Annotated in this window: 17 protein-coding genes; 8 read left to right on the forward strand and 9 right to left on the reverse strand. The window is 56.1% G+C overall.

Translation table 11 applies throughout. The features are described from left to right. Positions 1-145: 145 nt before the first annotated feature. From baeR to AOY24_RS01505, 6 genes are read right to left on the reverse strand one after another with little or no spacing between them, the layout of a single operon-like run. On the reverse strand, positions 146-868 hold the full coding sequence (gene baeR, locus AOY24_RS01480; protein WP_043000167.1) for a two-component system response regulator BaeR: 723 nt from the start codon (positions 866-868) through the stop codon (positions 146-148). Beyond that, a complete protein-coding gene (baeS, locus tag AOY24_RS01485; RefSeq protein ID WP_054176015.1) occupies positions 865-2,268 on the reverse strand; it encodes a two-component system sensor histidine kinase BaeS in 1,404 nt (467 codons plus the stop codon). The genes baeR and baeS overlap by 4 nt, the downstream gene beginning before the upstream one ends. After that, complete coding sequence (locus AOY24_RS01490) at positions 2,268-3,680, reverse strand: MFS transporter (protein ID WP_054176016.1); 1,413 nt, start codon at positions 3,678-3,680, stop codon at positions 2,268-2,270. The genes baeS and AOY24_RS01490 overlap by 1 nt, the downstream gene beginning before the upstream one ends. Further along, positions 3,677-6,757 (reverse strand): multidrug efflux RND transporter permease subunit MdtC, encoded by a 3,081-nt coding sequence (gene mdtC, locus AOY24_RS01495; RefSeq protein ID WP_054176017.1) that lies wholly within the window; start codon positions 6,755-6,757, stop codon positions 3,677-3,679. The genes AOY24_RS01490 and mdtC overlap by 4 nt, the downstream gene beginning before the upstream one ends. Then, complete coding sequence (gene mdtB / locus AOY24_RS01500; RefSeq protein WP_054176018.1) at positions 6,758-9,880, reverse strand: multidrug efflux RND transporter permease subunit MdtB; 3,123 nt, start codon at positions 9,878-9,880, stop codon at positions 6,758-6,760. Further along, a complete protein-coding gene (locus tag AOY24_RS01505; RefSeq protein WP_054176019.1) occupies positions 9,880-11,127 on the reverse strand; it encodes an MdtA/MuxA family multidrug efflux RND transporter periplasmic adaptor subunit in 1,248 nt (415 codons plus the stop codon). Before AOY24_RS01505 ends, mdtB begins: the two co-directional genes overlap by 1 nt. Positions 11,128-11,405: 278 nt before the next feature. Here AOY24_RS01505 and AOY24_RS24725 point away from each other — a divergent pair, with 278 nt between their 5' ends. Continuing rightward, positions 11,406-11,465, forward strand: a complete 60-nt coding sequence (locus tag AOY24_RS24725) for a type I toxin-antitoxin system Ibs family toxin (RefSeq protein WP_105887528.1) — start codon at positions 11,406-11,408, stop codon at positions 11,463-11,465. Positions 11,466-11,563: 98 nt separating this feature from the next. On the opposite strand, the gene yegD is transcribed toward AOY24_RS24725, so the two are convergent. After that, entirely contained in the window at positions 11,564-12,916 is a 1,353-nt protein-coding gene (gene yegD, locus AOY24_RS01510; RefSeq protein ID WP_054176046.1) for a molecular chaperone, read from the reverse strand. Between the two features lie 136 nt (positions 12,917-13,052). Between yegD and alkA the strand changes: the two genes are divergently transcribed. Next, positions 13,053-13,922 carry a DNA-3-methyladenine glycosylase 2 gene (alkA, locus tag AOY24_RS01515; protein WP_054176020.1) on the forward strand — a complete coding sequence of 290 codons (870 nt, stop codon included), beginning with the start codon at positions 13,053-13,055 and terminating at the stop codon, positions 13,920-13,922. On the opposite strand, the gene AOY24_RS01520 is transcribed toward alkA, so the two are convergent. After that, a complete protein-coding gene (locus AOY24_RS01520) occupies positions 13,890-17,219 on the reverse strand; it encodes a diguanylate cyclase (protein ID WP_054176021.1) in 3,330 nt (1,109 codons plus the stop codon). The two genes, alkA and AOY24_RS01520, sit on opposite strands and share 33 nt — an antisense overlap. Positions 17,220-17,545: 326 nt before the next feature. Here AOY24_RS01520 and udk point away from each other — a divergent pair, with 326 nt between their 5' ends. The 3 genes from udk to asmA all read left to right on the forward strand — a co-directional run bounded on the left by udk (position 17,546) and on the right by asmA (position 20,735). After that, positions 17,546-18,187 (forward strand): uridine kinase, encoded by a 642-nt coding sequence (udk, locus tag AOY24_RS01525; protein ID WP_042318055.1) that lies wholly within the window; start codon positions 17,546-17,548, stop codon positions 18,185-18,187. A 91-nt stretch (positions 18,188-18,278) separates the two neighbouring features. Further along, a complete protein-coding gene (gene dcd, locus AOY24_RS01530) occupies positions 18,279-18,860 on the forward strand; it encodes a dCTP deaminase (protein ID WP_043000174.1) in 582 nt (193 codons plus the stop codon). Between the two features lie 21 nt (positions 18,861-18,881). Then, the gene (gene asmA / locus AOY24_RS01535; protein ID WP_054176022.1) at positions 18,882-20,735 is read left to right on the forward strand and encodes an outer membrane assembly protein AsmA; all 1,854 of its coding nucleotides are present in this window, start codon (positions 18,882-18,884) and stop codon (positions 20,733-20,735) included. Between the two features lie 110 nt (positions 20,736-20,845). Here the strand turns inward: asmA and AOY24_RS01540 are convergent, their stop codons facing one another. Continuing rightward, positions 20,846-22,429 (reverse strand): TerC family protein, encoded by a 1,584-nt coding sequence (locus AOY24_RS01540; RefSeq protein WP_043000176.1) that lies wholly within the window; start codon positions 22,427-22,429, stop codon positions 20,846-20,848. Between the two features lie 676 nt (positions 22,430-23,105). Between AOY24_RS01540 and AOY24_RS01550 the strand changes: the two genes are divergently transcribed. Genes AOY24_RS01550 through wzc form a run of 3 tightly spaced genes read left to right on the forward strand, consistent with a single transcriptional unit; the run spans position 23,106 to position 26,856 of the window. Beyond that, entirely contained in the window at positions 23,106-24,242 is a 1,137-nt protein-coding gene (locus AOY24_RS01550; RefSeq protein WP_043000178.1) for a polysaccharide export protein, read from the forward strand. Positions 24,243-24,247: 5 nt separating this feature from the next. Further along, the gene (wzb, locus tag AOY24_RS01555) at positions 24,248-24,694 is read left to right on the forward strand and encodes a low molecular weight protein-tyrosine-phosphatase Wzb (protein ID WP_043000179.1); all 447 of its coding nucleotides are present in this window, start codon (positions 24,248-24,250) and stop codon (positions 24,692-24,694) included. Beyond that, the gene (wzc, locus tag AOY24_RS01560) at positions 24,694-26,856 is read left to right on the forward strand and encodes a tyrosine-protein kinase Wzc (RefSeq protein ID WP_054176023.1); all 2,163 of its coding nucleotides are present in this window, start codon (positions 24,694-24,696) and stop codon (positions 26,854-26,856) included. Before wzb ends, wzc begins: the two co-directional genes overlap by 1 nt. Positions 26,857-26,897 lie beyond the last annotated feature (41 nt).

Genomic DNA, 26,897 nt, shown 5'->3' on the forward strand with positions numbered 1-26,897 from the left:
GGTCAGATCCGCTTCACCTGATGAAGCGGCTAGAGGAGAGTCCTCACGTTAAGGGCGGGCATTGTAGCGCTGCGGGCAAATGAGGTAAAGGAAAACGCCGGGCCCGATAACGCGGCGTTATCGGGCCACTATTTGCGCTACCGTGTCAGACAATCCGGCAGGCATCCGCTTCCCAGCGATAGCCGACGCCATACACTGCACGGATAAACGACTGCTCTTCGTCAAGCGCTTCCAGCTTGCGACGCAGGTTTTTGATATGACTGTCGATGGTGCGGTCGGTCACCACGCGATAATCATCATAGAGATGATTCAGCAACTGCTCACGGGAAAACACTTTCCCCGGTTCGTGAGACAGCGTTTTCAGCAGGCGGAACTCCGCAGGCGTCAGGTCGAGCATTTTATTACGCCAGGAGGCCTGGAAACGGCTTTCATCGACGATCAGCGGGCTTTCGGCGTCCAGTTGCTGTAATTCACGCTGCGGCTTACAGCGGCGCAGAATGGTCTTCACGCGGGCGACCACTTCGCGCGGACTGTAGGGTTTGCAGATGTAATCATCCGCACCAATTTCCAGCCCCAGCAAGCGGTCGATCTCCTCAATTTTGGCGGTGACCATCACGATTGGCACCTCGGAGAAACGACGGATTTCGCGACACAGGGTCAGGCCATCGGTACCCGGTAGCATCAGATCCAGCAGGATTAAATCCGGCGGCGTCTGGCGCACATAAGACAGTACCTGATCGCCATGGCTAATCAGCGTCGGGGCATAGCTCGCGGCGCGCAGATAGTCGATAAGTAACTGTCCCAGCTTGGGTTCATCTTCCACAATCAGAATGCGTGGCGTGTTTTCATCAATGGGTAACTCAGTCATACGTCTCTCTGTAAATCGCGTTCCAGCGGTAATTCTACTGTAATGCTTACCCCGCCAAAAGGCGAATGGGCAGCGTGGATGCGGCCATTATGGGCCTCAACGATGTTGACGCAGATCGCCAGTCCCAGTCCGGACCCTCCGCTGGCGCGGTTGCGCGATCCTTCGGCGCGGTAGAATCGCTCGAACAGTTTTTGTAGCTGATCGTCACTGACGCCCGGCGCGGAGTCGGCGAAGGTGATCAGCACGCGTTTGTCGCGCAGCTCTGCGCTGATACGTAAGCTGCCGCCGCTATCGGTGTAACGAAGGCTGTTTTCTAACAGGTTGTTGAATAACTGCATCAGGCGATCGCGATCGCCGAACACGGTAACGCTATCGGGCAGGGAAAACTGTAGCGTCAGACCCCGGCTGGCAAAACGTTCGCGGAATGCGCCGCCCGCCACTTCCAGCAGTGGGATCACGTCGACGGTAGTTTTTTGGTAGGCCAGCGCGCCTTCGTCAGACATCGAAAGCTGGTGCAGATCGTCGACCAGTTTGGTCAGTGTCCCCACTTCCGCCTGTAACGAGGCCACCGATTCCGGCGTGAATTTTCGCACGCCGTCCTGAATCGCTTCCAGTTCACCGCGCAGGACTGCCAGCGGTGTGCGCAGCTCATGCGAGATATCGGCCATAAAATCGCGACGCATCTGCTGGTTCTTTTCCAGGGTACTGGCGAGCTGGTTAAAGTCCTGCGCCAGTTTGCCCAGCTCATCGGCGCTGGTGGCGGCAACACGGGTGGTGAAATCCCCCGCAGCCAGTTTGTGCGTGCCTTCGACCAGCCGTTTGACCGGGGCCAGCAGTCCGCGCGCGAGTGGAAAGGTCGCCAGCGCCGCCAGCAGGGTTGAGAGCGCCACAATCAGCCAACTGGTGCGCCGCTGCTGTTTATCGAAATTAATGTCGGTGTTACGCGTCAGACGTTCAACAGGGGAGGCTATGACGGCGCCGACCTCCTGACCGTTAACCAGAATGGGCCGCCGCGTGCCGTCTGCGGGAACCGGACCGCGCGGGCCAACCATGACATGCGCATCCTGGTCCACCACCCAGAACTGCGTGCGCCAGCCGTGCGGCGGCATACCTGGGCCTTGTTTATCATCGTCTTTGTCATGTTCAAAGGAGCGGAGGATCTGAAACACAAAGCGGTCATTATTGCGCAAAAAGCGCCAGCTGCCGTGCTGTTGGTACTGTTCACCTAACGCATCGCTGAGCATGGTCAGACGCTGCTCGTTGCCGTTTTTGATGTAGTCAATGAACCCTCGCTCGAAGCTGATGCGTACCGCCCAATGCATACTGATCAACAACACGATGCAGGTGGCGAAAATCGCCAGAAACAGTTTGCCGGTAATGCCGGGTCGCCAGAGCTTCATCAGGTTCTCCTTTTGCGTCGCGCAATGACGACATTTTTATGGGTATCGTTTGGGACGCGGGCAAAGATCACGGCGGGCAACGCGATGATAAAAGCCATGCACAGCCAGGTGTACATAAAGACGGTATGCGACGTTCCGCTATCCACCGTAAACTGTTGTTGTCCGAACATCCCTAGCAGCAGACCGGCAACGGTGACGCCGATACTCATTGAGAGTTGCATAATCATCGACAGCAGGCTGTTCCCGCTGCTGGCCAACTCATCCGGCAGATCTTTCAGGGTCAGGGTGTTCATGGAGGAGAAACGCGTCGAGTTGACCATGCCCTGAACAAACAGCACCAGCGGCAGCACGTAATACCAGCCCAGCAGCGCAGTGGACATAAACAGCAGGGTTACCACCGACAACCCAAGCGTCGTGGCGACCAGCACCCGACGGTAACCAAAGCGGTTAACCACCTGTACAACAATGCGTTTCATGCCCATGCTACCCAGCACCATCGGGATCATCATCAGCCCGGCGTGAAACGGGGAAAAGCCGAGACCAATCTGCAAAAAGACCGGCGTCATGAAAGGCAACATGCCGCTGCCGATGCGTCCGGCAAAGCTGCCGAACAGCCCCAGCGAGAAGGTTGGCGTGCGGAACAGGTGGAGACTGAACAGCGCTCGCGGGTTAGCTTTGGCGTGTTTCAGGTAGAGCAAAATGGCCGCCACGCCGCACACTACCAGTGCACCGAGCGCGAACGACGACATCCCCATCCCTTTGCTGCCGTCCAGCGCGATGGTCAGAACCGCCATCCCCGTCGCCAGTAGCAGAAAACCCGAGAGATCAAAGCGTCGGGTTTGCATGGTGTAGTTGGGCATCAGCAGCAGCGTGGCGATCGCGCCGACAATACCGACCGGCAGATTAATCAGGAAAATCCAGTGCCAGGAGGCATATTCCACGAGGATCCCGCCCAGCGCCGGGCCCAGCAACGGGCCTATCTGACCTGGCAGCGTGACAAACGTCATCGCCGCCATGTACTGTTCGCGCGGGACAATCTTCATCACCGTCAGCCGGCCGACCGGTACCATCATGGCACCGCCAACGCCCTGTAACACCCGCGCCATGACCAGTTCATTGAGCGTGCCGGAACCGGCACAAAACAGCGAGCCCAGGGTAAACAGCACAATGGCGGTAAAGAAAATATTCCGCACACCGATTTTGTCTGCCAGCCACCCGCTGGCAGGCAGCATGACCGCCACGGTCAGCACATACGAAACCACGACCATGTGCATATGCAGCGGGCTTTCCCCGAGGCTTTTTGCCATCGAGGGAAGCGCGGTATTGACGATGGTGGTATCCAGCGACTGCATAAAGAAGCCGAATGCCACAATCCACAGTTGCCATCGGGTGCTGTTGGGAAGTTCTGTCATGTCTCTGTTATCGGTTTACGGTGTTTACGCGAAAAACGCAGCCGCAGACGGTCGAAGAAGAGGTACACCACCGGAGTGGTATAGAGTGTTAACAACTGGCTCATCACCAGACCGCCGACAATGGTAATCCCCAGCGGCTGACGCAGTTCAGAACCGTCACCGCCGGAAAGCACCAGCGGCAGTGCGCCAAACAGCGCGGCCAACGTGGTCATCATAATCGGGCGAAAACGCAGCAGACAAGCCTGGAAAATCGCCTGTTCTGGCGTGAGGTTGCCATGCCTTTGCGCCTCCAGCGCAAAATCGACCATCATGATGGCGTTTTTCTTCACGATGCCAATTAAGAGCATGATCCCTATCAGGGCAATGAGGCTGAACGGGGCATCGAAAATCTCCAGCGCTAAGAGCGCGCCCACCCCCGCGGAGGGAAGCGTGGAGAGGATGGTTAGCGGGTGGACATAACTTTCATACAGCATGCCAAGCACAATATAGACCGTGGCGATCGCGGCAATAATCAGGATCACCTGGGAATTCATGGTTTCCTGGAAGACCTGCGCGGTCCCGGCAAAGCTGCCGCGCACGGTAGACGGCACGCCCAGTTGGGTCATCGCCCGATTAATGGCGTCACTGGCTTCTGACAACGAGGAGCCCGTAGGCAGGTTGAAAGAGACGGTGGACGCTGCCGACAGCCCCTGATGATTCACCGACAATGGCGCGTTCGCCGGTTGCCATTTGGCAAACCAGGAGAGCGGAATCGCCTTACCGTCACTGTTAATGACGTACATTTTCTCCAGCGCGCTGATGTCCTGGGTGTAACGCGGGTCGACTTCCATCACCACTTTATATTGGTTCATCGGCTGATAGATGGTGGAGATCTGCCGCTGACCAAAAGCGTTGTTTAACAGGCTGTTTGCCGCCTGCACGTCAATACCCAGCCGCGCCATGGTTTCACGATCGTAGGTAAGATTCATCTCCGCGCCGTTATCCTGTTGATCAGAGTTGACGTCCGCCAGTTGGGGTAGGGCGGCTAAGGCTTTACGAATCTTCGGTTCCCATTCGCGCAGCGCCGCCAGATCGTCTGACAGCAAGGTGTACTGATAGCTGGCATTGGACTGACGTCCGCCGACACGAATATCCTGCACCGCCATCAGGAACAGATTGGCACCGGGCTCTTTTGCCAGTTTCACCCGCAGACGGTCGATCACCTGCTGCGCGGTCTCCCGGCGTTCATCGCGGGACTTAAGGGTGATAAACATCATCCCGCTGTTGACTCGCGAGCCGCCGGTAAATCCGGTGACATTATCCACTGCCGGATCATCGCGAATAATCTTCATAAAGTCCTGAAGCTTACCGCGCATCGCCTGAAACGAGATGCTCTGGTCAGCCTGAATCCCGCCCATCAGTACGCCGGTGTCCTGTTCCGGGAAGAAGGTTTTCGGAATCGAAATGTAGAGCCAGATATTCAGCGCAATAGTGCCGAGCAGCACCACGCCGACCAGTCGCGTATGGTTGAGCACCCATTTCAGCGACTTACCGTAGCCCTGTTGCAGCGCGACCAGCATGCGGCCAAATCCGCGCAGCCGCTTCTGCTCCCGTGGCTGGCTGGATTTTAGCATCCAGCCGCACATCATCGGGGTGAGCGTGAGCGACACCAGCAGCGAGATACCAATCGCCACCGACAGCGTGACGGCAAATTCACGCAGTAATCGTCCCGGCAGCCCGCCCATCAGCAGCAGCGGCAGGAACACGGCGACCAGTGACAGGCTCATGGACAGCACGGTAAAGCCCACTTCACGCGTGCCCTGAAGCGCGGCCTGCAAAGGTTTCATTCCGGCTTCCAGGTGGCGCGAGATATTTTCCAGCACCACGATGGCGTCATCGACCACAAAGCCGGTGGCGATGGTCAGCGCCATCAGCGACAGGTTATTGAGACTGAATCCGCACAGATACATCGCGGCAAAGGTGCCAATTAACGAAACCGGAACCGCCACGGCGGGGATCAGCGTGGCGCGTCCGGATCGCAGGAACAGAAAGACCACCAGAATGACCAGCGCCACGGAAATGATCAGCGTCTGCTCAACTTCCTCCAGCGAGGCGCGGATGGTTGGCGAGCGATCCTGCGCGATTTGCATATCAATCGATGCCGGGATGGTGGATTGCAACTCCGGGAGTCTGGCCCGAATGCTGTCGACCGTCTGGATAATGTTGGCTTCCGGCAGTTTGCGGATCATCAGCAAAATCGCCGGCTTGGCGTTGGTCATCCCGGCGTTGCGGACATCCTGTACCGAGTCCGTCACCGTGGCGACATCACCCAACCGTACGGCGCCGCCATTGTTGTAGTGAATCACCAGTGGCTGATATTCCGCCGCCGTTTTGAGTTCGTCATTGGTCTGGATCTGCCAGCGGTGCGTGGAATCTTCCAGCGCCCCTTGCGGTTTGCGCACGTTGGCGTTGCTGATAGCGGTGCGTACCTCATCCAGCGAGACGCCCTGATTAAACAGCGCCTGCGGATTCAACCCGACGCGCACGGCGGGCAGCGAGCTGCCGCCTACGTCGACGTCGCCGACACCGTCGATTTGCGCGATGGTCTGCGCCAGTTGGGTTGAGGCGAAGTCGTAGAGCTCACCTTGTGAGTATGTCTCCGAGGTTAGCGTCAGAATCATGATCGGCGCGTCGGACGGATTGGCTTTGCGGTAAGTTGGGCGGCTCGGCATACCACTTGGCAGCAGACTTTGCGCCGCATTTATCGCGGCCTGCACATCTCGCGCCGCGCCGTTGATATCGCGATCGAAGTTAAATTGTAAAATGATGCGCGTGCTGCCGAGGGAACTGCTTGAAGTCATCTCACTGACGCCGGCAATGCGCCCCAGTGAGCGCTCCAGCGGCGTTGCGACGGATGACGCCATGGTCTCCGGCGAGGCTCCGGGCAGCGAGGCGCTGACCATAATCACCGGAAAATCAACCTGCGGCAGCGGGGCGACAGGCAACAGTCGAAATCCCAGCACGCCGCAGAGCGTGATGGCGAGAGAAATTAAAATCGTCGCCACCGGGCGGTAAATGAAGAGAGCGAAAAACTTCATTTACGCCTCCTCTTCCCGGTGAGAGAAGCGGTTTTTCATATACAGTGACAGGCGGTCAAACAGCAGATAGATAACCGGGGTGGTGAACAGCGTCAGCACCTGGCTGACCAGTAAGCCGCCCACCATACCGATCCCCAGCGGACGGCGCAGTTCTGCCCCCACGCCGGTGCTCAGCATCAGCGGTAGTGCGCCCAGCAGCGCCGCCAGTGTGGTCATCAGGATCGGACGAAAACGCAGCAGACAGGCCTGGAAAATCGCCTCGCGCGGCGCCATCCCCTGTTCGCGCTCCGCGGCAAGGGCAAAGTCGATCATCATGATGGCATTCTTCTTCACAATGCCGATCAGCAAAATAATGCCGATAATGGCGATCACGCCGAGTTCACTACCGGCAATCATCAGCGCCAGCAGCGCGCCGACTCCAGCCGTGGGCAGCGTAGAGAGAATGGTGATCGGGTGAATAAAGCTTTCGTACAGCACGCCGAGCACGATATACATCGCCACTACCGCCGCGACAATCAGCCAGATGGTACTGCTCAGCGCCGCCTGGAAGGCGAGGGTGCTACCCTGGAACTGAGTGGTGATATCCACTGGCAGATTCAGCGTTTTTTCGCTGTCCAGAATCGACTGGACCGCATCGCCCAGCGAATAACCGTCCGGAACGTTGAACGAGATAGTGGTGACCGGGAATTGATCCAGATGGTTAATCGAGAGCGGCGCAAAGCGTTGTTCAACCTTAGCGATCGCGCTGAGCGGCACCATGCCGCCGTCGCTGCTGGTCAGACGGATTGAATCCAGCGCCGCCAGTCCAGGCGTCATTTCCGTATTGTGTTCCAGTACCACGCGATACTGATTCGCCTGAGTGTAGATCGTGGAAATCAGGCGCTGACCGAAAGCGTTATACAGTGCGTTATCGACATCCGCCATGCTGATCCCCAGCCGACTGGCGCTGTCGCGATCGACATTCACATACGCCACCAGCCCCTGATCCTGCCAGTCGCTGCTGACGTCAGAAAGCTGCGGCAACGCCTGTAGTTTTTCCATCAGTTGCGGCACCCAGGTGCTGAGGGCATCCAGCGAGGTGGCCTGCAGCGTGAACTGATACTGCGTGCGGCTGACCTGTGTATCGATCGTCAGATCCTGCGTCGGTTGCAGATACAAGTCGACGCCCGGCACTCTCGCCACGGCGTCCTGCAAACGGGCGATCACTTTCTGGACGCGGTCATCACGTTCGTCGAGCGGCTTCAGGTTGATTTGCAGACGCGCGCTGTTCAGCGACGGGTTGGTGCCATCGACGCCCACGAAGGCGGTCAGGCTCTCAACCGCCGGATCTTTCAGTATCACGTCCGATACCTGCCGCTGGCGCTGGGCCATACTGGTAAAGGAACTGGACTGCGGTGCCTGCAACGTGCCCTGAATGATGCCGTTATCCTGGATCGGGAAGAAGCCCTTCGGAATAAACACCCATAGCATAATGCTTAACAGCAGAGTACCGAGCGCCACGCTCAGCGTCAGCCACGGATGGTTCAGCACCTTCGCCAGCCAGTGTCCGTAACCGGCAATCACCCGGTCAAACATTTTCTCCGACGCGCGGGAGAAGCGGTTTTGCTTACGCAGTGACTCCTGGCTCAGCATTCTGGCGCACATCATCGGCGTCAGGGTTAACGACACCACGGCAGAGATTAATATCGCCACCGCCAGCGTCACGGCAAATTCGCGGAACAGACGTCCGACGATATCGCCCATGAACAGCAGCGGGATCAGGACCGCAATCAGCGAGAAGGTCAAGGAGATGATGGTAAAACCGATTTCTCCGGCTCCTTTCAGCGCGGCTGTCAGCGGCTTTTCCCCTTTTTCGATATAGCGCGAAATGTTTTCGATCACCACAATCGCATCATCCACCACAAAGCCGGTGGCAATGGTCAGCGCCATAAGCGTCAGGTTGTTGATGGAGAAATCGAGAAACACCATTACCGCAAACGTGCCGATCAGCGACAGCGGGACGGCGACGCCCGGAATAATGGTGGCGGGAATATTGCGCAGGAACAGATAGATGATCATCACGACCAGCGCGATGGCCAGCATGAGCTCAAACTGCGTGTCGCTGACCGAGGCGCGGATGTTAGTCGTGCGGTCAGACAGTACCGTCACGTTTACCGATTTTGGCAGGCTCTCTTTAAGCTGTGGCAACATCTGATGAATGCTGTCCGCCGTTGAGATGATGTTCGCGCCAGGCTGGCGCTGGACGTTCATCACAATAGCCTGTTCTTTATTTGCCCATGCGCCGAGCCAGCTGTTTTCCGCCCCTTGTTCTACGGTCGCGACATCGCCCAGACGAACCGGCGCGCCGTTCTGGTAAGCAATAATGAGCTGACGGTATTCGTCGGCAGACTGCATCTGATCGTTCGCCGAGAGCGTCACCGCGCGGGTGGGGCCATCAAGGCTACCTTTGGCGGAGTTGACGTTTGCGCCGGTAATCGCCGTGCGGACGGTTTCACTGGTCAGGCCCAGCGCGGCAATGGCCTGTGCATTGAGCTTCACGCGGACCGCCGGACGTTGACCGCCGGAGAGCGTCACTAACCCGACGCCGGAGACCTGGGAGATTTTCTGCGCCACGCGGGTTTCGACCATGTCTTCGACCTGGGTCATCGGCATGGCGGTAGAGGTCACCGCCAGCGTCATGATCGGCGGATCGGCAGGGTTGACCTTGCTGTAGACCGGCGGGTTCGGCAGGTCGCTCGGCAGCAGGTTGGTGGCGGCGTTAATGGCCGCCTGAACTTCCTGTTCGGCCACATCCAGCGGCAGGGTCAACTGGAACTGGAGCGTCACCACCGACGCGCCGCCGGAGCTTTGCGACGACATCTGTTTCAGCCCGGACATCTGGCCGAACTGCCGTTCCAGCGGCGCGGTGACCGCAGAGGTCATCACATCCGGGCTGGCGCCAGGATACAACGTCACCACCTGAATGGTGGGATAGTCCACCTCCGGCAGCGCGGAGACGGGCAGAAAACGATAGCCGATGATCCCGGCGAGGAGAATCGCCACCATCAGCAGCGTGGTGGCGACAGGACGCATAATAAACAGACGCGACGGGCCGCCTGTGCTGCTCGGAGGTAACACCTGCATCAGGAGCGCGCTCCTTTCTGACCGTATTCACGGCTGGTGGCTTTTGTATCGGTGGTGACGGCGGCTTGCGCTTCCACCACTTCCACTTTCGCCCCTTCCGTCAGGCGGTCAATCCCGTCGGTGACGACGCGGTCACCGGCCGAAATCCCGGCGCTGATCACCACCTTCTGACTGCCCTGAATGCCCGTTTTGACCAGATGCTTACTGACTTTGTTTTCATCGTTCAGCACCCAGACGAAGTGTCCTTCGTTGCCCATTTGTAGAGCGGCTGTCGGGATCACCACGGCGTTTTGTTCCGTGTCGACCAGCATCCGGGCATTCACAAACTGATTCGGGAACAGCGCGTCATCCTGGTTATCAAAGCGAGCTTTTACTTTGATCGTCCCGGTCGTGACGTCGATCTGGTTGTCCAGACTCAGCAATACGCCCGCGCTGAGCTTTTTCGAATTGGTGCGATCCCAGGCTTCAACAACCAGCGGTTGTCCGCTTTTTTGCGCCTGCACGACGGTGGCGATATCGCTTTCCGGTAGGGTGAAAATCAGGTCGATGGGATGTGTCTGGGTGATCACCACAATACCGTTGGTATCACCACTGGAAATCTGATTGCCGACATCTACCTGTTTCAGACCAACCCGACCATCAACCGGTGCGGTGATGCGGCTCCAGTCAAGTTGTAGCTGCGCGCTGGCGACGCTGGCCTCATCGGCCTTAATCGTACCTTCGGATTCGCTCACCAGCGCCTGCTGGGCGTCCAGCTCCTGGCGGGAGACTAAGTTGCTTTTGACCAGTTGCTGGTAACGAGCCAGATCGCGACGCGCGTTAGCGAGGGTGGCTTTGTCTTTCGCAAGGACGCCCTGCGCCTGTGCCAGTGCCACTTTAAACTGGCTGGGATCGATCTCCGCCAGCAGGTCACCGGCTTTAACCTGTTGACCCTCCTGGAAATGAAGCGCCAGCAGTTGTCCATCCACGCGGCTACGTACGGTGACGGTGTTAGCGGCGGTCATCGTGCCCAGACCGGTGAGATAACGCGGAACGGCCTGCTCTGTGGCGGTCGCGGCCTGTACCGGCGCGAGTGGACCTGAGCGCATACCACGACGACCTGCGCCAGCCGTGGGTTTCGTTTGTCCGGTTGCGCCGGGCGCGCTGCTCTGCGGTTCGCTCCGGTTCTGCCAGAATCCGTATGCGGCGATGGCGGCGATGACCACCACGATGGTGATTACCCAGCGGGATTTGTGACTGCCTTTCATCGTTATGAGTTTCTCATCCTGAAACGTTTCGCGGAATGATACTAGTTTAGCCAGCCATCAAGGGAGAAAAATGGAGGAATTATGAAACCCTGTACGGATTCATCCGAATGGCGGCGCGCTTTGCGAGGCGTTACGCAACAATCATCGCTGAAAAAGGCGCATGAAAAATTGTGCGCTACAGTGGCGGCACGGCAAAAAGGAGGTAAGCCACGGATTTCAGCAGGACGCTGAAACGGGAAAGCCCCTCCCGAGGAAGGGGCCAAAATAAGGAAAGGGTTATGATGAAGGTAGTCATCATACTGGTGATACTCTTAGTCATTAGCTTACCGGCTTACTAAGACACCAGGGGGAGGGGAAACCCTCCCTTACCCTCACTCCTGAAACTAAGCCACATGAACCTTAATGTCAATCCATCTGCGTTCAGCTTGCGAGGCGTTTAGCGGAATACCACCTCAGCCCAACGCGCCAGACCGGCGGTGACGGAGCCGAAGTCATCGCCACCGGCAATGGGAATACCCGGCAGTTTGGCGGTCAGCGCTTTTTTGATCAGCGGCGAGCGTGCGCTGCCACCGGTCAGATAGATGACGTCTGGCTTTTCCTGGGCGTTATCCAGCGCCAGTTGCACCTGTTCCAGTATCCGGGAAAGCGGCTGATCCAGCGCGTTCTCCAGCCCCTGTTGGCTGATGACGGCGGCCAGATCGTCGCGGATAAACGGGAGCGCTGCATTAACTTCGGCTTGTGCAGACAGCGTAATTTTGCTCTCTTCGGCGCTGCGGACCAGCCGATAACCGAGACGCTGACGCCAGACTTTCAGCAGCAGCGCCACCTGTTCCGGTTCGCGGGCATCGCGTACCAGGTCGTTCAGCAGACGCCCCGTGGCGCTGCTGTAGAAATCGCTTTGTGCCGGAACGTCGTTGATCGCCACCGCGTTCCACCACGGCAGCACCGGTAGGGCGATCCCTTTCTCGGTTTCGCCCCCCATCCCCAGCAGCGGCATCAGGTGTTTAAACGCCAGCGCGATATCCAGATCGTTCCCGCCAACGCGACAGCCGCTGTGACCCAGCAGGCTGGATTCGCGGTCAGCGCGGTGATGCCATTGTGGCCCCATCAGCAGTAACGAACAGTCGGTGGTCCCCCCGCCGATATCCACCACCAGGACGCGTTTCTCTTCCTGTAATGTCGCTTCGTAATCCAGTCCCGCCGCCACCGGCTCATACTGGAAAACGACATCCTGAAAGCCAGCTCGTTTTGCCGCTCGTTCCAGAATACCCTGCGCCTGGCTGTTCGCCTCATCGCCGCCTAATCCCTGGAAGTTAATGGGACGTCCGATCACGGCCTGGGTGATGGCTTCGGGGAGCTGGTTTTGTGCCTGTTGACGAATGTGCAGCATCATTGCGCAGACTAAATCTTCGAACAGCGCGACCTGTTGCGGTTTTAATCCGCTGGCGCCGAGGAAGGATTTCGGCGACTTAACGAAGTACACCTCTTCCGGGTCATCAATATAGTGTCCAAGCGATGACAGGCCAAACTGTACGCTGCTGGCGTGAACGTCAATGTCCTCGTCGCGATTGAAGCGAATGGCCCGACGCAACAGCGCCTGCGTTTCATCGTCTGGTGTCGGAACATCATGATGGCGGTAGAGCCATTCGCTCACCGATTCACGCGTCGGCGCGCAAAGCATGGAAGGCAGCAGCGTACTGCCATTTTCCATTTTCAGCAGTTGCGGCTTGCCGTCGCGCATGACGGCGACAGAACAGTTAGCGGTACCGTAATCAAATCCAATAAACACCTTGAAAATCCCCATGCCAGTGAAGAAGGGGCGTGACTTTAGCGAAATGTCGTCGTCGCGACAACTGGAATATGAAAGCAAAGCACAACGCCTGAATAGCGATTATGCTGAAGGTTTGCAGAAAAAGGAGAGGATGATGTTTACCCTGAACTGGCAACCGCCTTATGACTGGTCATGGATTCTGGGTTTCCTTGCCGCCCGTGCGGTCGACGGGGTGGAAACCGTTGAGGCGTTACGCTACACGCGAAGCCTGGCGATAGGACAACATAAGGGAATCATCACCGCCGTTCCCGACACCGCGACGAACACGCTTCAGGTAACGCTGAGTGAAGGGCTATTGCCGGTCGCGGATATCTGCCTTGAAAAAATGGAGCGACTGTTTGATTTGCGCTGTAAACCACAGCAGATCAGCCATGCGTTAGGTGAACTGGGCGCGGCGCGTCCGGGACTGCGCCTGCCCGGTTCGGTGGACGCCTTTGAGCAGGGCGTCCGGGCGATTCTGGGCCAACTGGTGAGCGTGGCGATGGCGGCAAAGCTGACGTCGAAGGTTGTGCGATGGTATGGCGACGTGTTAGCGGACAGCCCGGAGTACGTCTGTTTCCCTACGCCTGAACAGCTAGCCGCAGCCGATCCGCTGGAACTGAAAGCGTTGGGCATGCCGCTGATGCGCGCCAACGCGCTTATCCATCTGGCGCAGGCCGCCCGGGATGGAATACTGGTAACCCAGCCGCCGGAAGATATTGAACAGGGAATCAAAATGCTACAGGGATTTCCGGGGATTGGTCGCTGGACGGCAAACTATTTTGCCCTGCGCGGCTGGCAGGCGAAGGACGTGTTTTTGCCTGACGACTATCTGATCAAACAACGTTTCCCGGGGATGACTCCCGCGCAGATCCGTCGCTATGCGGAGCGCTGGAAACCCTGGCGCTCCTACGCGTTATTGCACATCTGGTATACCGAGGGATGGCAGCCGTCAGTTGATCGCGAAATAACTGGTGTTGAGTAGCAGATCCAGCGGTTGCGCTTCGGCGATGATATCGCCATAAATCTGGTCGATACCAATACCTGACAGCGTATCCATGACGATCGGCGTTTGCACCGGCCCGGCAATGGTTTTCATCCCCAGGCGCTGGGCGTGGCCCTGGATGATCGACACCAGCATTTCATCCATCATGTTGCCGTGAATGCTGGCGCTCAACTCACTGTCGAGCAGCAGGTAATCCGCCAAACTTTTGGTCATCAGATTGAAGATCTGCAGATCGCGGCCAATCTGGCTCACTATGATGTGACACCCTGCCTGGCGTAATGTCTGAATTGCTTTGGTGCTCTCCTGTGGGTTCAGTAACAGCGCTTCCGCAGGCACAATCAGATGTAGCAGGCGTCCCGGCAGAGTGCTCTGCTCCAGTTGAGCCAGAAGTTCGTCAATCAGCGTTGTGCTGATTAATCCCGCCACCGAAAGCGGCAGGGCGACGCTGAGTCCTTTGCTGGCAACCGCCGGCGCTGCATGATGGAAAAATTCATGGAGCACGCGGCGATCCAGCGCATGGCTGAGCGCCGGATCGGCTAAGCTTGCCCGAAAGGCCTGCTCTTCCATGACTTCTCCTTCACTGGTCCACAGTCGCAGCGAGATCAGCCAGAAATTACGTGCTTCGGGAATGCGTGGTGACGCAACGCCGCGGGCGACCATCAGCAAGTGGTTATCTTTAATCATCCGCCACTGCTCATCCAGCGACATCATCGCGCGCTCGTGATGCGCCTGCTCTTGTTGTGGTTCATACACGGTCACCTGGCCGCGCCCGCCATTTTTAGAGGCATAGCAGGCGATATCTGCCTGCGACATCACCTCAACCGCCTGGCAATTGTTCTCGTCGATGAGCGTGATCCCGGCGCTGGCACCAATGCGATGCAGGCGGCCTTCCCACATAAAGTGGTAATCATTGACGGCGTTAACGATCCGCGTGGCGATAAAGCGCGCGCTTTCAATATTACACTCCGGCAACAGCAGGCCGAACTCATCACCGCCCAGACGCGCCAGCACGTCGCTGGAACGCAACATGCTGAGCATCAGTTGCGCCAGTTCGCGCAGCAGCGCATCGCCCGCCGCGTGACCGGCGCTGTCATTTACCGCTTTAAAACGATCAAGATCGATAAAGACCAGCGCGTGGCGCTGATGCGCACTGCGGACGGTTTGCAGCAGCAGTTTCAGCTTGTTTTCAAAACTAGCCCGATTGGTCAGGTGGGTGAGGGCGTCGTGGGTGGCGCTGTAGCTTAGCTGGCGCAACATCTTACGTGACTCGGTGACATCCTGAATCACCAGCACTGAACCGATATTTCCACCGTCCAGGGTGCTAAGCGGGGTTATGCTGTAGTGAATGTCGTAACTGCCGCCGTTGCGACAATGGAGAACCACATCCTGTTCGATGGCGGAGCGGGACATATCAGCACTGTAGATGTTCTCCATCAGCGGGCCGTTATCGCCAAAGGTGATGCGCAGTACCGTCAACAGCGGTACGCCAATGGCATTCTCCTGCTGCCAACCGCTCATCTTCTCGGCGACCGGGTTCATAAAGGTAACTTTCAGATCAACGTCAATACACACCACCGCTTCCCCGATGGAGTCGAGGGTAATGTGCAAACGCTCTTTTTCCTGAAACAGCGCTTCATTCAACTGCTTCACTTCGGTCATGTCCATATTGATACCGAGCAGTCGTTCGACTTCGCCATCTTTATTTAACACCCGATTCGCCAGCGAACGGATATGGCGGACGCCGTCTTTCACCGCAATGCGGAATTCCATCTTAAAAGGCAGGCGCGCGGCTAAGGAGTCACGAACCACCTTTTCTGCATACTCGCGGTCTTCCGGGATAACGCAGTCGTACCAGAGCGACCAGGTAGGCTTAACATGAGCGGGAACCTCATACAGTTCGAACATACGCTTATCCCAACTGATGACGTCGGGTTGCAGTTCCCATTCCCAGATCCCAATGCCGCCAGCTTCGTTTGCCAGCGTGATGCGTTCCATCAGCCGTTTGTTAACCCATTCGGTATGTTTGAGATCGTTGATGTCTTCAATTTGGGCAATAAAGTAAAGCGGCGTGCCGTCAGAATGGCGGACCAGCGAGACGGTCAGCAGCGCCCAGACAATCTCGCCCGTACGGGTGTAATAGCGTTTCTCCATCGAATAGCTATTAATGTCGCCGCTCACCAGCATGGTGAGTTGCTCCAGATCTTTATGCAGGTCTTCCGGCCAGGTGAGCTGCTGAAAGGTCAGCGCGCGTAACTCATCCTGGTTATAGCCGAGAAACTGGCATAACGCTTTGTTGGCCTGCAGCCATTGCCCTTCTGTACCGACCAGCGCCATACCGATCGCTGAATACTCCATCGCGTTGCGAAAACGTTCTTCGCTTTCCGTAATGTGCTTACGTTCGGCGCGAAAGGCGTACATCACCATGGTCATGATGTTCGCGGGTAAGAGAATCATTAAGAACGGCAGCCACGGCAGGTTGTTCATGACATGCACTTTGGGGGTGACCAACAGTGACGGGTCGGCCGCCATCATCAGCGATACCATCATGACGGTAGCGAGGAAGATGAGAAAGGCTTCCATCCGTGGCAACCGCACGGCGCTCCACATCAGCAGTACGATCACTAACGTAAAGGGCCATGGAACATACTTCATGGCGAACCAGCTAAGAACCAGGGTGACGACTAGCGTCAGCAATGTTTCCAGGAGCAGACGCGGGTTGCGGTGGCGCAACAGGTAGTGTGGTTTGAACAATAATCCCAACGGTACCAGCGCCAGCGCGCCGATGGATTCCGACAGCACCCAAATCAGAAACGCTTTCAACGGCGTTTCATTCGGCGACATAATCCACACCAGAATACCGCCCAACAGCGGCGGGATAACCGCACTGCCGAAGGCAAGACGTAGCCAGTCATTGAGATTCTGTAACGGGTTGTACCAGGGTAACAGCTTACGTAACAGCATGGCGCCGACGACGGCTTCAATGATGTTGATCGCGGTGTAGGTAAAATTCAGCGCGCTGGGCGGGAACAAGACCAGCGATGCGCCGATGCTCCCTAACGAACAGGCGAGCGCAATTCCGGGCCACATCCGTCCGGCGTGACGGTAAAAGGCCACCATCATGATCGACGTCGGGAACCAGAGCGGGGCGAGTTGGGTGCCAAACTGGGATAATTCCAGTGAGAAAAGGGTAAAAATAAAAGCCGTCAGCCCTAAACTGACGAAGCGCAGCAGAGGATGCGGCAAGGTAACTAAAACATGTTGGGATGGTTTACTCATTACCCTGTATCCGAGTGGCCGGAACGTCGCGGAACGCCCGGACGCATCGTGATATTCTCTGTTTATGCTAGTACAAACAATTTACAATTTATATCCCGGTTGCTCATTATTTGACATTATATGGCGATTAATTACTGCGAAACCGGGTTAATTCCGCGGGGTGCTCTAAATCTGAACAAATAAATTTGCGACAGGGAAACGTTGGGCGCGAAATACACTCCCTGCTATCTCGACTGGTATCGCACGCCCGAAATCCCTATAATTGCCGCGTTTGACGCCCATGCGGCGTCGTCCTTCCTAACCAGGTTATTCAGGTCGCTAAATTTATGACTGATCAGTCCCATCAGTGCGTCATTATCGGTATTGCTGGCGCATCGGCTTCCGGCAAGAGTCTTATTGCCAGTACCCTTTATCGCGAGTTGCGTGAACAAGTCGGTGACGAACATATCGGCGTTATTCCCGAAGACAGCTATTACAAAGATCAAAGCCATCTGTCGATGGAAGAACGCGTTAAAACTAACTACGACCATCCGAATGCGATGGATCACAGCCTCCTGTTTCAGCACCTGCAGGCCCTCAAACGGGGTTCGGCGATCGAACTACCGGTATACAGCTACGTCGAACACACCCGCATGAAAGAGACGGTTCGTGTTGAGCCAAAGAAAGTCATCATTCTTGAAGGGATTTTGCTGCTGACCGACGCGCGTTTACGCGAAGAGATGAACTTCTCTATTTTTGTCGATACCCCGCTGGATATCTGCCTGATGCGCCGTATCAAGCGTGATGTTAACGAACGCGGTCGTTCAATGGATTCCGTCATGGCGCAGTATCAGAAGACCGTGCGTCCGATGTTCCTGCAATTTATTGAACCGTCTAAACAATACGCCGATATTATCGTGCCGCGCGGTGGGAAAAATCGCATCGCCATTGATATTCTGAAAGCGAAAATCAGTCAGTTCTTTGAATAAGCCCGGCGAATTGTGTACCGTTCAGTGATAACCTGGTTTGCCCTTAATGCACAATGCGTTAAGCGCCCGATGCACGAAAGGAGAAAGTGCCATGCGTCTGTGTGACCGAGATATTGAAGCCTGGCTTGATGAAGGCCGTTTGTCGATCAACCCGCGTCCGCCCGTTGAGCGCATTAATGGCGCAACTGTGGATGTGCGCCTGGGCAATAAATTTCGTACATTTAGTGGACATACCGCTGCCTTTATCGATTTAAGTGGACCGAAGGCAGAAGTGAGCGCTGCGCTGGATCGCGTTATGAGCGATGAGATCGTCCTGGCGGAAGGGGATGCATTTTACCTGCATCCTGGCGAACTTGCGCTGGCAGTGACCTATGAGTCGGTGACCCTGCCAGCGGACCTGGTGGGGTGGCTGGACGGTCGCTCTTCACTGGCGCGCCTGGGTCTGATGGTTCATGTGACAGCGCACCGTATCGATCCGGGCTGGTCTGGCTGTATTGTGCTGGAATTCTATAATTCCGGTAAATTACCGCTGGCTCTGCGCCCAGGGATGCTGATCGGCGCGTTGAGTTTCGAGCCGCTATCGGGGCCTGCGCTTCGACCTTACAACCGTCGTGAAGATGCGAAGTATCGCGATCAGCAGGGCGCTGTCGCCAGCCGGATTGATAAAGACTGAGTCTACTCCATTGAGGATAGCATGAGACGATTTCTGACGACGCTGATGATTTTGCTGGTCGTGTTGGTGGCCGGCTTCTCCGCGTTAGTATTGTTAGTCAATCCGAATGATTTCCGCGCCTATATGGTGCAACAGGTGGCTGCGCGAAGCGGTTATCAACTGCAACTGGACGGCCCACTGCGCTGGCACGTCTGGCCGCAACTCAGCATCCTCTCCGGGCGTATGGTGTTAACGGCAGAAGGGGCCGCTGAACCCCTGGTTCGTGCGGATAATATGCGTCTGGATGTCGCACTGTGGCCGCTGCTGAGCCATCAGCTCAGTGTCAAACAGGTGATGCTCAAAGGCGCAGTGATTCAGCTAACGCCGCAAACGGAAGCGGTGCGCCGTGAAAACGCCCCGGTGGCCCCGAAAGACAACACCTTGCCAGATGTTGCTGAAGATCGCGGTTGGTCGTTTGATGTCGCCAGCCTGCGTGTAGCGGACAGCGTACTGGTCTTTCAGCATGAAGATGATGAACAGGTAACCGTTCGCGATATTCGTTTGCAAATGGAGCAGGATGCACAGCATCGCGGCACCTTCGAATTTTCAGGCCGGGTGAATCGCGACCAGCGCGACCTTACCCTTGCTTTCAACGGTACCGTTGACGCTTCCGACTATCCGCATAACTTCACCGCGGGTATTCAACAGTTAAGCTGGCAGTTGCAGGGCGCCGATTTGCCGAAACAGGGCATCCAGGGGCAGGGACAACTGCAGGCGCAGTGGCAGGAAGAGAAGAAAACGCTCACCTTCAGCCAACTCAATGTGACGGCGAACGATAGCGCCCTGACCGGAAACGTGCAGGTGACGCTGAAGGAACAACCGGCATGGCTCGTCAACCTGCAATTTGCCCGCCTGAATCTGGATAACCTGTTAGCGCCGCCCGAAAATGCCAGCAGCGCCAACGGCGCGGTGGCGCAGGGGGGAAGTCAGCCGCCGCTGGCGCGTCCGGTGATTTCAAGTCGTGTGGATGAACCCGCCTATCAGGGGCTGAAAGGCTTTAGTGCCGATATCGCGCTGAAAGCGGATAACGTGACATGGCGTGGGATGAATTTTACCGACGTCAGTAGCCGTATGACGAATCAGTCCGATGTGCTGACGATCGCCGAACTGCAAGGCAAACTCGATGGCGGGATGATATCGCTGCCGGGGACGCTGGATACGCGTGCGCAAACGCCACAAGTGGTATTCCAGCCGCGTCTGGACGACGTCGAAATCGGTACGATCCTCAAGGCATTCAACTATCCGATTGCCCTGACCGGCAAGATGTCACTGGCGGGAGATTTTTCCGGTGCGGATATCGATGCCCAGTCATTCCGTCACAGCTGGCAGGGGAAAGCCCATGTTGACATGCGCGACACGCGGATGGAGGGCATGAACTTCCAGCAGTTGATTCAGCAGGCCGTGGAACGCAGCGGCGGCGATGTACAGTCGATGCAAAGCGTTGATAACGCGACGCGTCTGGCCCGCTTTGTCACGGACCTGACGCTGGATCACGGTAAACTGACGCTGGATAACATGGCAGGCGAGTCCGCAATGTTGTCCCTGACGGGGCAGGGGACGCTCGACCTGGTCGGGCAAACCTGTGATACGCAGTTTAACGTGCGGGTGCTGGATGGCTGGAAGGGCGAAAGCAAGCTGATCGATTTCCTGAAGGCGACTCCGGTTCCGCTGCGAGTTTACGGTAACTGGCAGGCGCTGAATTACAATCTGCAGGTGGATCAGTTACTGCGTAAGCATATGCAGGATGAAGCGAAGCGTCGTCTGAACGACTGGGCGGAGCGAAATAAAGATTCCCGCAACGGCAAAGATGTGAAGAAGCTGCTGGATAAACTCTGATTCGGTAGGGCGTGTGTACCGGATGGCGACGCTTCGCGTCTTAATCCGGCCTGGAAACGGATAATGGCCATATGCCGGGCGGCACATTCGTCACCCGGCATTGTTTCATATTAAACCTCGTAATCCATCTCATCCTCATTGCGTAAAGGCATAATTTGAACCTTCTGTACGCGATGGCTTTCCACCTGCAACGTTTTGAGCAGGAAATCGCCCACCTGGACTTCTTCTCCCGGCTTCGGCACGCGCTGCAATTCTTCCATCAGCAGACCCGCAATAGTGTGATATTCCCGTTTTTCATCAAGCGGCAGCGGGACATATTGCACCAGATCTTCCAGCGGCATGTGGCCGTTGACGGTCCATGAGCCGTCCGGGTTTTTCTGGATGTCATGGCGGGCATCTATCTCTTCCGCCTCGTTCGGCAGATTACCGGCGATAGTTTCCGTGACGTCACTGAGCGTCACGATCCCTTCCACTGAGCCGAATTCATCGACGACAAATGCAAAGTGCGTTCGCGCATTGCGGAACTGTTCCAGCGCCGGAAGCAGAGGTAGCGTTTCCGGGAACACCAGCGGCTGACGAATCAATACCCGCAGGTTCAACGGTTCACCGCGCAGCGACTGTTGTAGCAGGTCAATCACGTGCACCACGCCCAGCAGATCTTCCTCATCGTGACCACCGGTCACCACCAGGCGCGTATGCTGGTTTTTTTCCAGCAGCGAGCGAATCTCTTCTTCCGGCGCGGTGAGGTCGATATGCTCGATGTCATGGCGCGAGGTCATAATACTGCTGACCGTGCGCTGATTGAGGTTGAGTACGCGCTCAATCATTCGACGCTCTTGCGGGTTGAAAATCTGGCTGTCGTCATGGTCAACCAGCAGCGAGGCGGTTTCCGCATCCAGTTCGGCTTCTTCTTTCTGGCCGCTCAACAGACGCATTACCGCCTCGGTCGTCCGTTGGCGCAGGGTGTGATTGGCCGACAGGAAACGACGACGGTTAAAGATAGCCAACTGGTTCAACGCTTCGATCATTACCGAGAAGCCAATGGCGGCGTACAGATACCCTTTCGGGATCCGGAAGCCGAAGCCTTCCGCCACCAGACTGAAGCCGATCATCAGCAGGAAGCTGAGACAGAGGATGACAATGGTCGGGTGGCTGTTCACAAAGCGGGTGAGCGACTTACTCGCCAGTAGCATCAGGCTGATGGCAATAATCACCGCCGCCATCATCACCGCCAGGTGATCCACCATACCGACGGCGGTGATCACGGAGTCGAGCGAGAAGATGGCATCCAGCACCACAATTTGCGCCACCACACCCCAGAATTTCGCCCCTTTACGCTGAGTGGGGTTGTTGCTGTCTTTCCCTTCGAGCCGTTCGTTCAGCTCCATTGTGGCTTTAAACAGCAGGAAGAAGCCCCCAAACAACATGATCAAATCGCGGGCGCTAAAGCTCAGACCGTGCACGCTAAACAGCGGTTTGGTCAGCGTGACCAGCCACGAGATTGATGCCAGCAGCAGCAGACGCATCAGCATTGCCAGGATAAGCCCGGTCACGCGCGCACGGTCGCGCTGCGCAGGCGGCAGTTTCTCTGCGAGGATGGCAATAAAGACTAAGTTATCAATGCCGAGGACTAATTCGATCACGACCAGCGTGACCAGTCCGGCCCAGATTGACGGATCGGCGATCCATTCCATAGTAAATGTAATACCTTTCGTTATATGACAATTGTCACAATTCGATCATGGATAAAGCGGACGGAAAATGCAATGGCGAGAGGGGATTTCTCATGTATTCACCTTGCTGATTGCGCTGAAAATAACCATAAAGTTTCTGTCGGGAATAATTAAATATGGCAAAAAGCTATTTAGGAAATATCGCAGGGTGAATAGAGGAAATAGATTCTGTCAACATCAAGTAATTCCTAAAATCTGGCCAATATATCGCTTAATATTAATCTTAAAAACAGAGAATAGCAGGCGTGTTACCTTGCCTGCAATTACGTTAGCTGTAACAATTCTTCCAGCGTTAATGATGGACGAGTAAATATATTACGTGGGGTTCCGGTTCATTAATGGCTGACATTCAGAATGCCTTAACATTTTCTCTGTTACGACAAACAGTGAAATAACAAGGCTTATAAAAAAATAACCTAATCAGTGTATTGGTAGCTAAAAAGCCAGGGGCGGTAGCGTGCCTGAACGCCTGATGACGAGTCTGCATTATTCTGTCAATAGCTTACGGATGAATTCAATTTTTTTAGGACTGATGCCAGTTAAATTTCTTTTCAATTAACTGCAATGTAAATGTGTACGGCGAAGTCGCTATTTAAATTGCACAGGATAATTACTCTGCCAAAGTGATAAATAATCAATGATGAAATCCAAAATGAAATTGATGCCATTATTGGTGTCGGTAACCTTGATAAGCGGTTGCACAGTACTTCCGGGCAGCAATATGTCTACGATGGGCAAAGACGTGATTAAACAGCAAGACGCTGACTTTGATCTCGACCGGATGGTGAACGTGTATCCACTCACGCCACGACTGGTAGAACAATTACGCCCGCGCCCGAATGTCGCCCAGCCGAATATGTCGCTGGACCAGGAGCTCGCCAGCTATGAGTACCGTGTCGGGGCAGGGGATGTGCTGAGCGTGACCGTCTGGGATCACCCGGAACTCACTACGCCTGCGGGCCAATACCGTAGCTCCAGCGATACCGGTAACTGGGTTCAGCCCGATGGCACCATGTTTTACCCGTACATCGGCAAGGTCAGCGTGGTCGGAAAAACCCTGGCAGAAATCCGTAGTGATATTACCGGGCGCTTAGCGAAGTACATTGCTGACCCGCAGGTGGACGTTAATATCGCCGCTTTCCGTTCGCAAAAAGCCTACATCTCCGGGCAGGTGAATAAATCCGGGCAGCAGGCGATCACCAACGTGCCGTTGACCGTGCTGGACGCCATTAACGCCGCCGGCGGCCTGACGGAAGTGGCTGACTGGCGCAATGTGGTGCTGACGCACAAAGGCAAAGAACAACGCATTTCACTGCAGGCGCTGATGCAAAACGGCGATCTCAGCCAGAACCGTCTGCTTTATCCCGGCGATATTCTCTATGTGCCGCGCAATGACGACCTGAAAGTGTTCGTGATGGGTGAAGTGAAAAAACAGAGCACCCTCAAAATGGACTTCAGCGGCATGACGCTGACCGAAGCGCTGGGTAACGCCGAAGGCATCGATCTGACCACCTCCAACGCCAGCGGCATCTTCGTGATCCGTCCGCTGAAAGGCAAAGGCCCTGGCGGCAAGATTGCCAACATCTATCAGCTCGATATGTCTGATGCGACCTCTCTGGTCATGGCGACGGAATTCCGTCTGCAGCCGTATGACGTGGTGTATGTCACCACCGCACCGGTCGCGCGCTGGAACCGTCTGATCAATCAGTTGCTGCCGACCATCAGCGGTGTCCGTTACATGACGGATACGGCCAGCGACCTTCATAACTGGTAATCGTCATGTTTAACAAAATATTAGTGGTTTGCGTGGGGAACATTTGCCGTTCCCCGACGGCAGAGCGTTTGCTTAAACAATATCACCCGCAGATAACGGTGGAATCCGCCGGTCTGGGCGCGCTGGTGGGAAAAGGCGCTGACGCTTCAGCGGTGAGCGTGGCGGCAAGTCATGATCTTTCTCTGGAAGGACACTGCGCGCGTCAGGTCACCGGGCGGTTGTGCCGGGACTATGACCTGATCCTGGCGATGGAAAAAAGACATATCGCCTCTCTGCACGAACTGGCGCCCGAGATGCGTGGCAAGGTCATGCTTTTCGGGCACTGGGACGATGAACGCGAAATTCCCGACCCGTATCGTAAAAGCCGTGAGGCGTTTGAAGCGGTGTACGCCTTACTTGAACGGTCTGCTCGTCAGTGGGCGCAGGCATTGAACGCAGAGCAGGTAAAATAATGACAGAAAAAGTAAAACAGTCTGCCGCACCGGTAACGGGCAATGATGAGATCGATATCGGTCGTCTGGTGGGAACCGTTATTGAAGCGCGCTGGTGGGTGCTGGGCATTACGGCGGTCTTTGCGCTATGCGCGGTGATTTACACACTCTTCGCCACGCCTATCTACAGTGCGGATGCGCTGGTACAGATTGAACAAAACACCGGCAACTCGCTGGTGCAGGATATCGGCTCTGCGTTATCCAACAAGCCGCCGGCTTCGGAAGCGGAAATTCAGCTCATCCAGTCGCGTCTGGTATTAGGCAAAACGGTGGACGATCTGGATCTGGATATTTCGGTCACCAAAAACACCTTCCCGCTGTTCGGCGCGGGCTGGGAACGGCTGATGGGGCGACAGAATGAATCGGCAAAAGTCACCACCTTTACCCTGCCGAAAGGGATGAACGAGCAGACCTTCACCCTGACGATGCTGAGTGACAAAGACTACCAACTGACCAGCGACGGCGGCTTCAGCGCGCGCGGACAGGTCGGGCAGACGCTGAGCAAAGACGGCGTCACGATAGTAGTCAGTGAAATTCATGCTCGACCGGACACGGAATTTACTGTCACCAAATTCTCCACGCTGGGGATGATCAATAACCTGCAAAACAACCTGACGGTAGTCGAAAACGGCAAAGATACCGGCGTGCTCAGCCTGAGCTTTACTGGCGAAGACCGCGATCAGATCCGCGACATTCTCAACAGCATTACCCGAAATTATCTGGAACAGAACGTTGAGCGCAAATCTGCCGAGGCGGCGAAAAGCCTGGCCTTCCTGGCGAAACAGCTGCCGGAAGTGCGCCAGCATCTGGACGTGGCAGAGAATAAACTCAATGCGTTTCGTCAGGATAAAGACTCCGTCGATTTGCCGCTGGAAGCGAAAGCCGTGCTGGACTCAATGGTTAACATTGATGCGCAGCTTAACGAACTGACCTTTAAAGAAGCGGAAATCTCGAAACTCTTCACCAAAGCGCACCCGGCGTACCGCACGCTGCTGGAAAAACGTCAGGCGCTGGAAGATGAAAAAGCCAAACTGAACGGGCGCGTGACGGCGATGCCGAAAACGCAGCAGGAGATTGTGCGCCTGACGCGTGACGTTGAGTCGGGTCAGCAGGTTTATATGCAATTGCTGAACAAACAGCAGGAGCTGAAGATCACCGAGGCCAGCACCGTGGGTGACGTGCGGATCGTTGACCCGGCCATTGCCCAGCCTGGCGTGCTGAAGCCGAAGAAAGCGCTGATCATTCTCGGCAGCATCATTCTGGGCCTGATGCTCTCTATCGTTGGCGTGCTGCTGCGTTCACTGCTCAACCGCGGTATCGAAAGCCCGCAGGTGCTGGAAGAGAATGGCATCAGCGTATACGCCAGCATTCCGCTGTCGGAATGGCAGAAAGCGCGGGATAGCGTCAAGACCATTAAGGGTGTTAAGCGTTACAAGCAGAGTCAACTGCTGGCAGTCGGTAATCCGACCGATCTGGCGATTGAAGCCGTGCGCAGCCTGCGCACCAGCCTCCACTTCGCCATGATGCAGGCACAAAACAATGTCCTGATGCTCACCGGGGTTAGCCCGTCTATCGGGAAGACCTTTGTCTGCGCCAACCTTGCGGCGGTGATCAGCCAGACCAACAAGCGTGTACTGCTGATCGACTGCGATATGCGTAAAGGCTATACCCACGAACTGCTCGGCACCAATAACGTCAACGGTCTGTCCGAGATTCTGGTCGGTAAAGGGGATATCGCCTCCTGCGCGAAACCGACGTCCATTCCTAATTTTGACCTTGTACCGCGCGGTCAGGTACCGCCAAACCCGTCTGAGCTGCTGATGAGCGAACGCTTTGCTGAACTGCTGCGTTGGGCGAGTAGTCACTATGACCTGGTGCTGATCGATACGCCGCCAATCCTGGCCGTCACCGACGCCGCGATTGTCGGACGTCACGCAGGCACGACGTTGATGGTCGCTCGCTATGCCGTCAATACCCTGAAAGAGGTGGAAACCAGCCTGAGCCGTTTTGAGCAAAACGGCATTCAGGTGAAAGGGGTGATCCTCAACTCCATCTTCCGGCGCGCCACCGGGTATCAGGATTACGGGTACTACGAGTACGAATACAAGTCCGACACAAAATAAAAAATCGTGAGTGGCCTACACGTTGGGCCCTCCGGCATCAC

The organism is Citrobacter sp. CtB7.12, from assembly GCF_001297795.1.
Taxonomy (GTDB): Bacteria; Pseudomonadota; Gammaproteobacteria; order Enterobacterales; family Enterobacteriaceae; genus Citrobacter_A; species Citrobacter_A amalonaticus.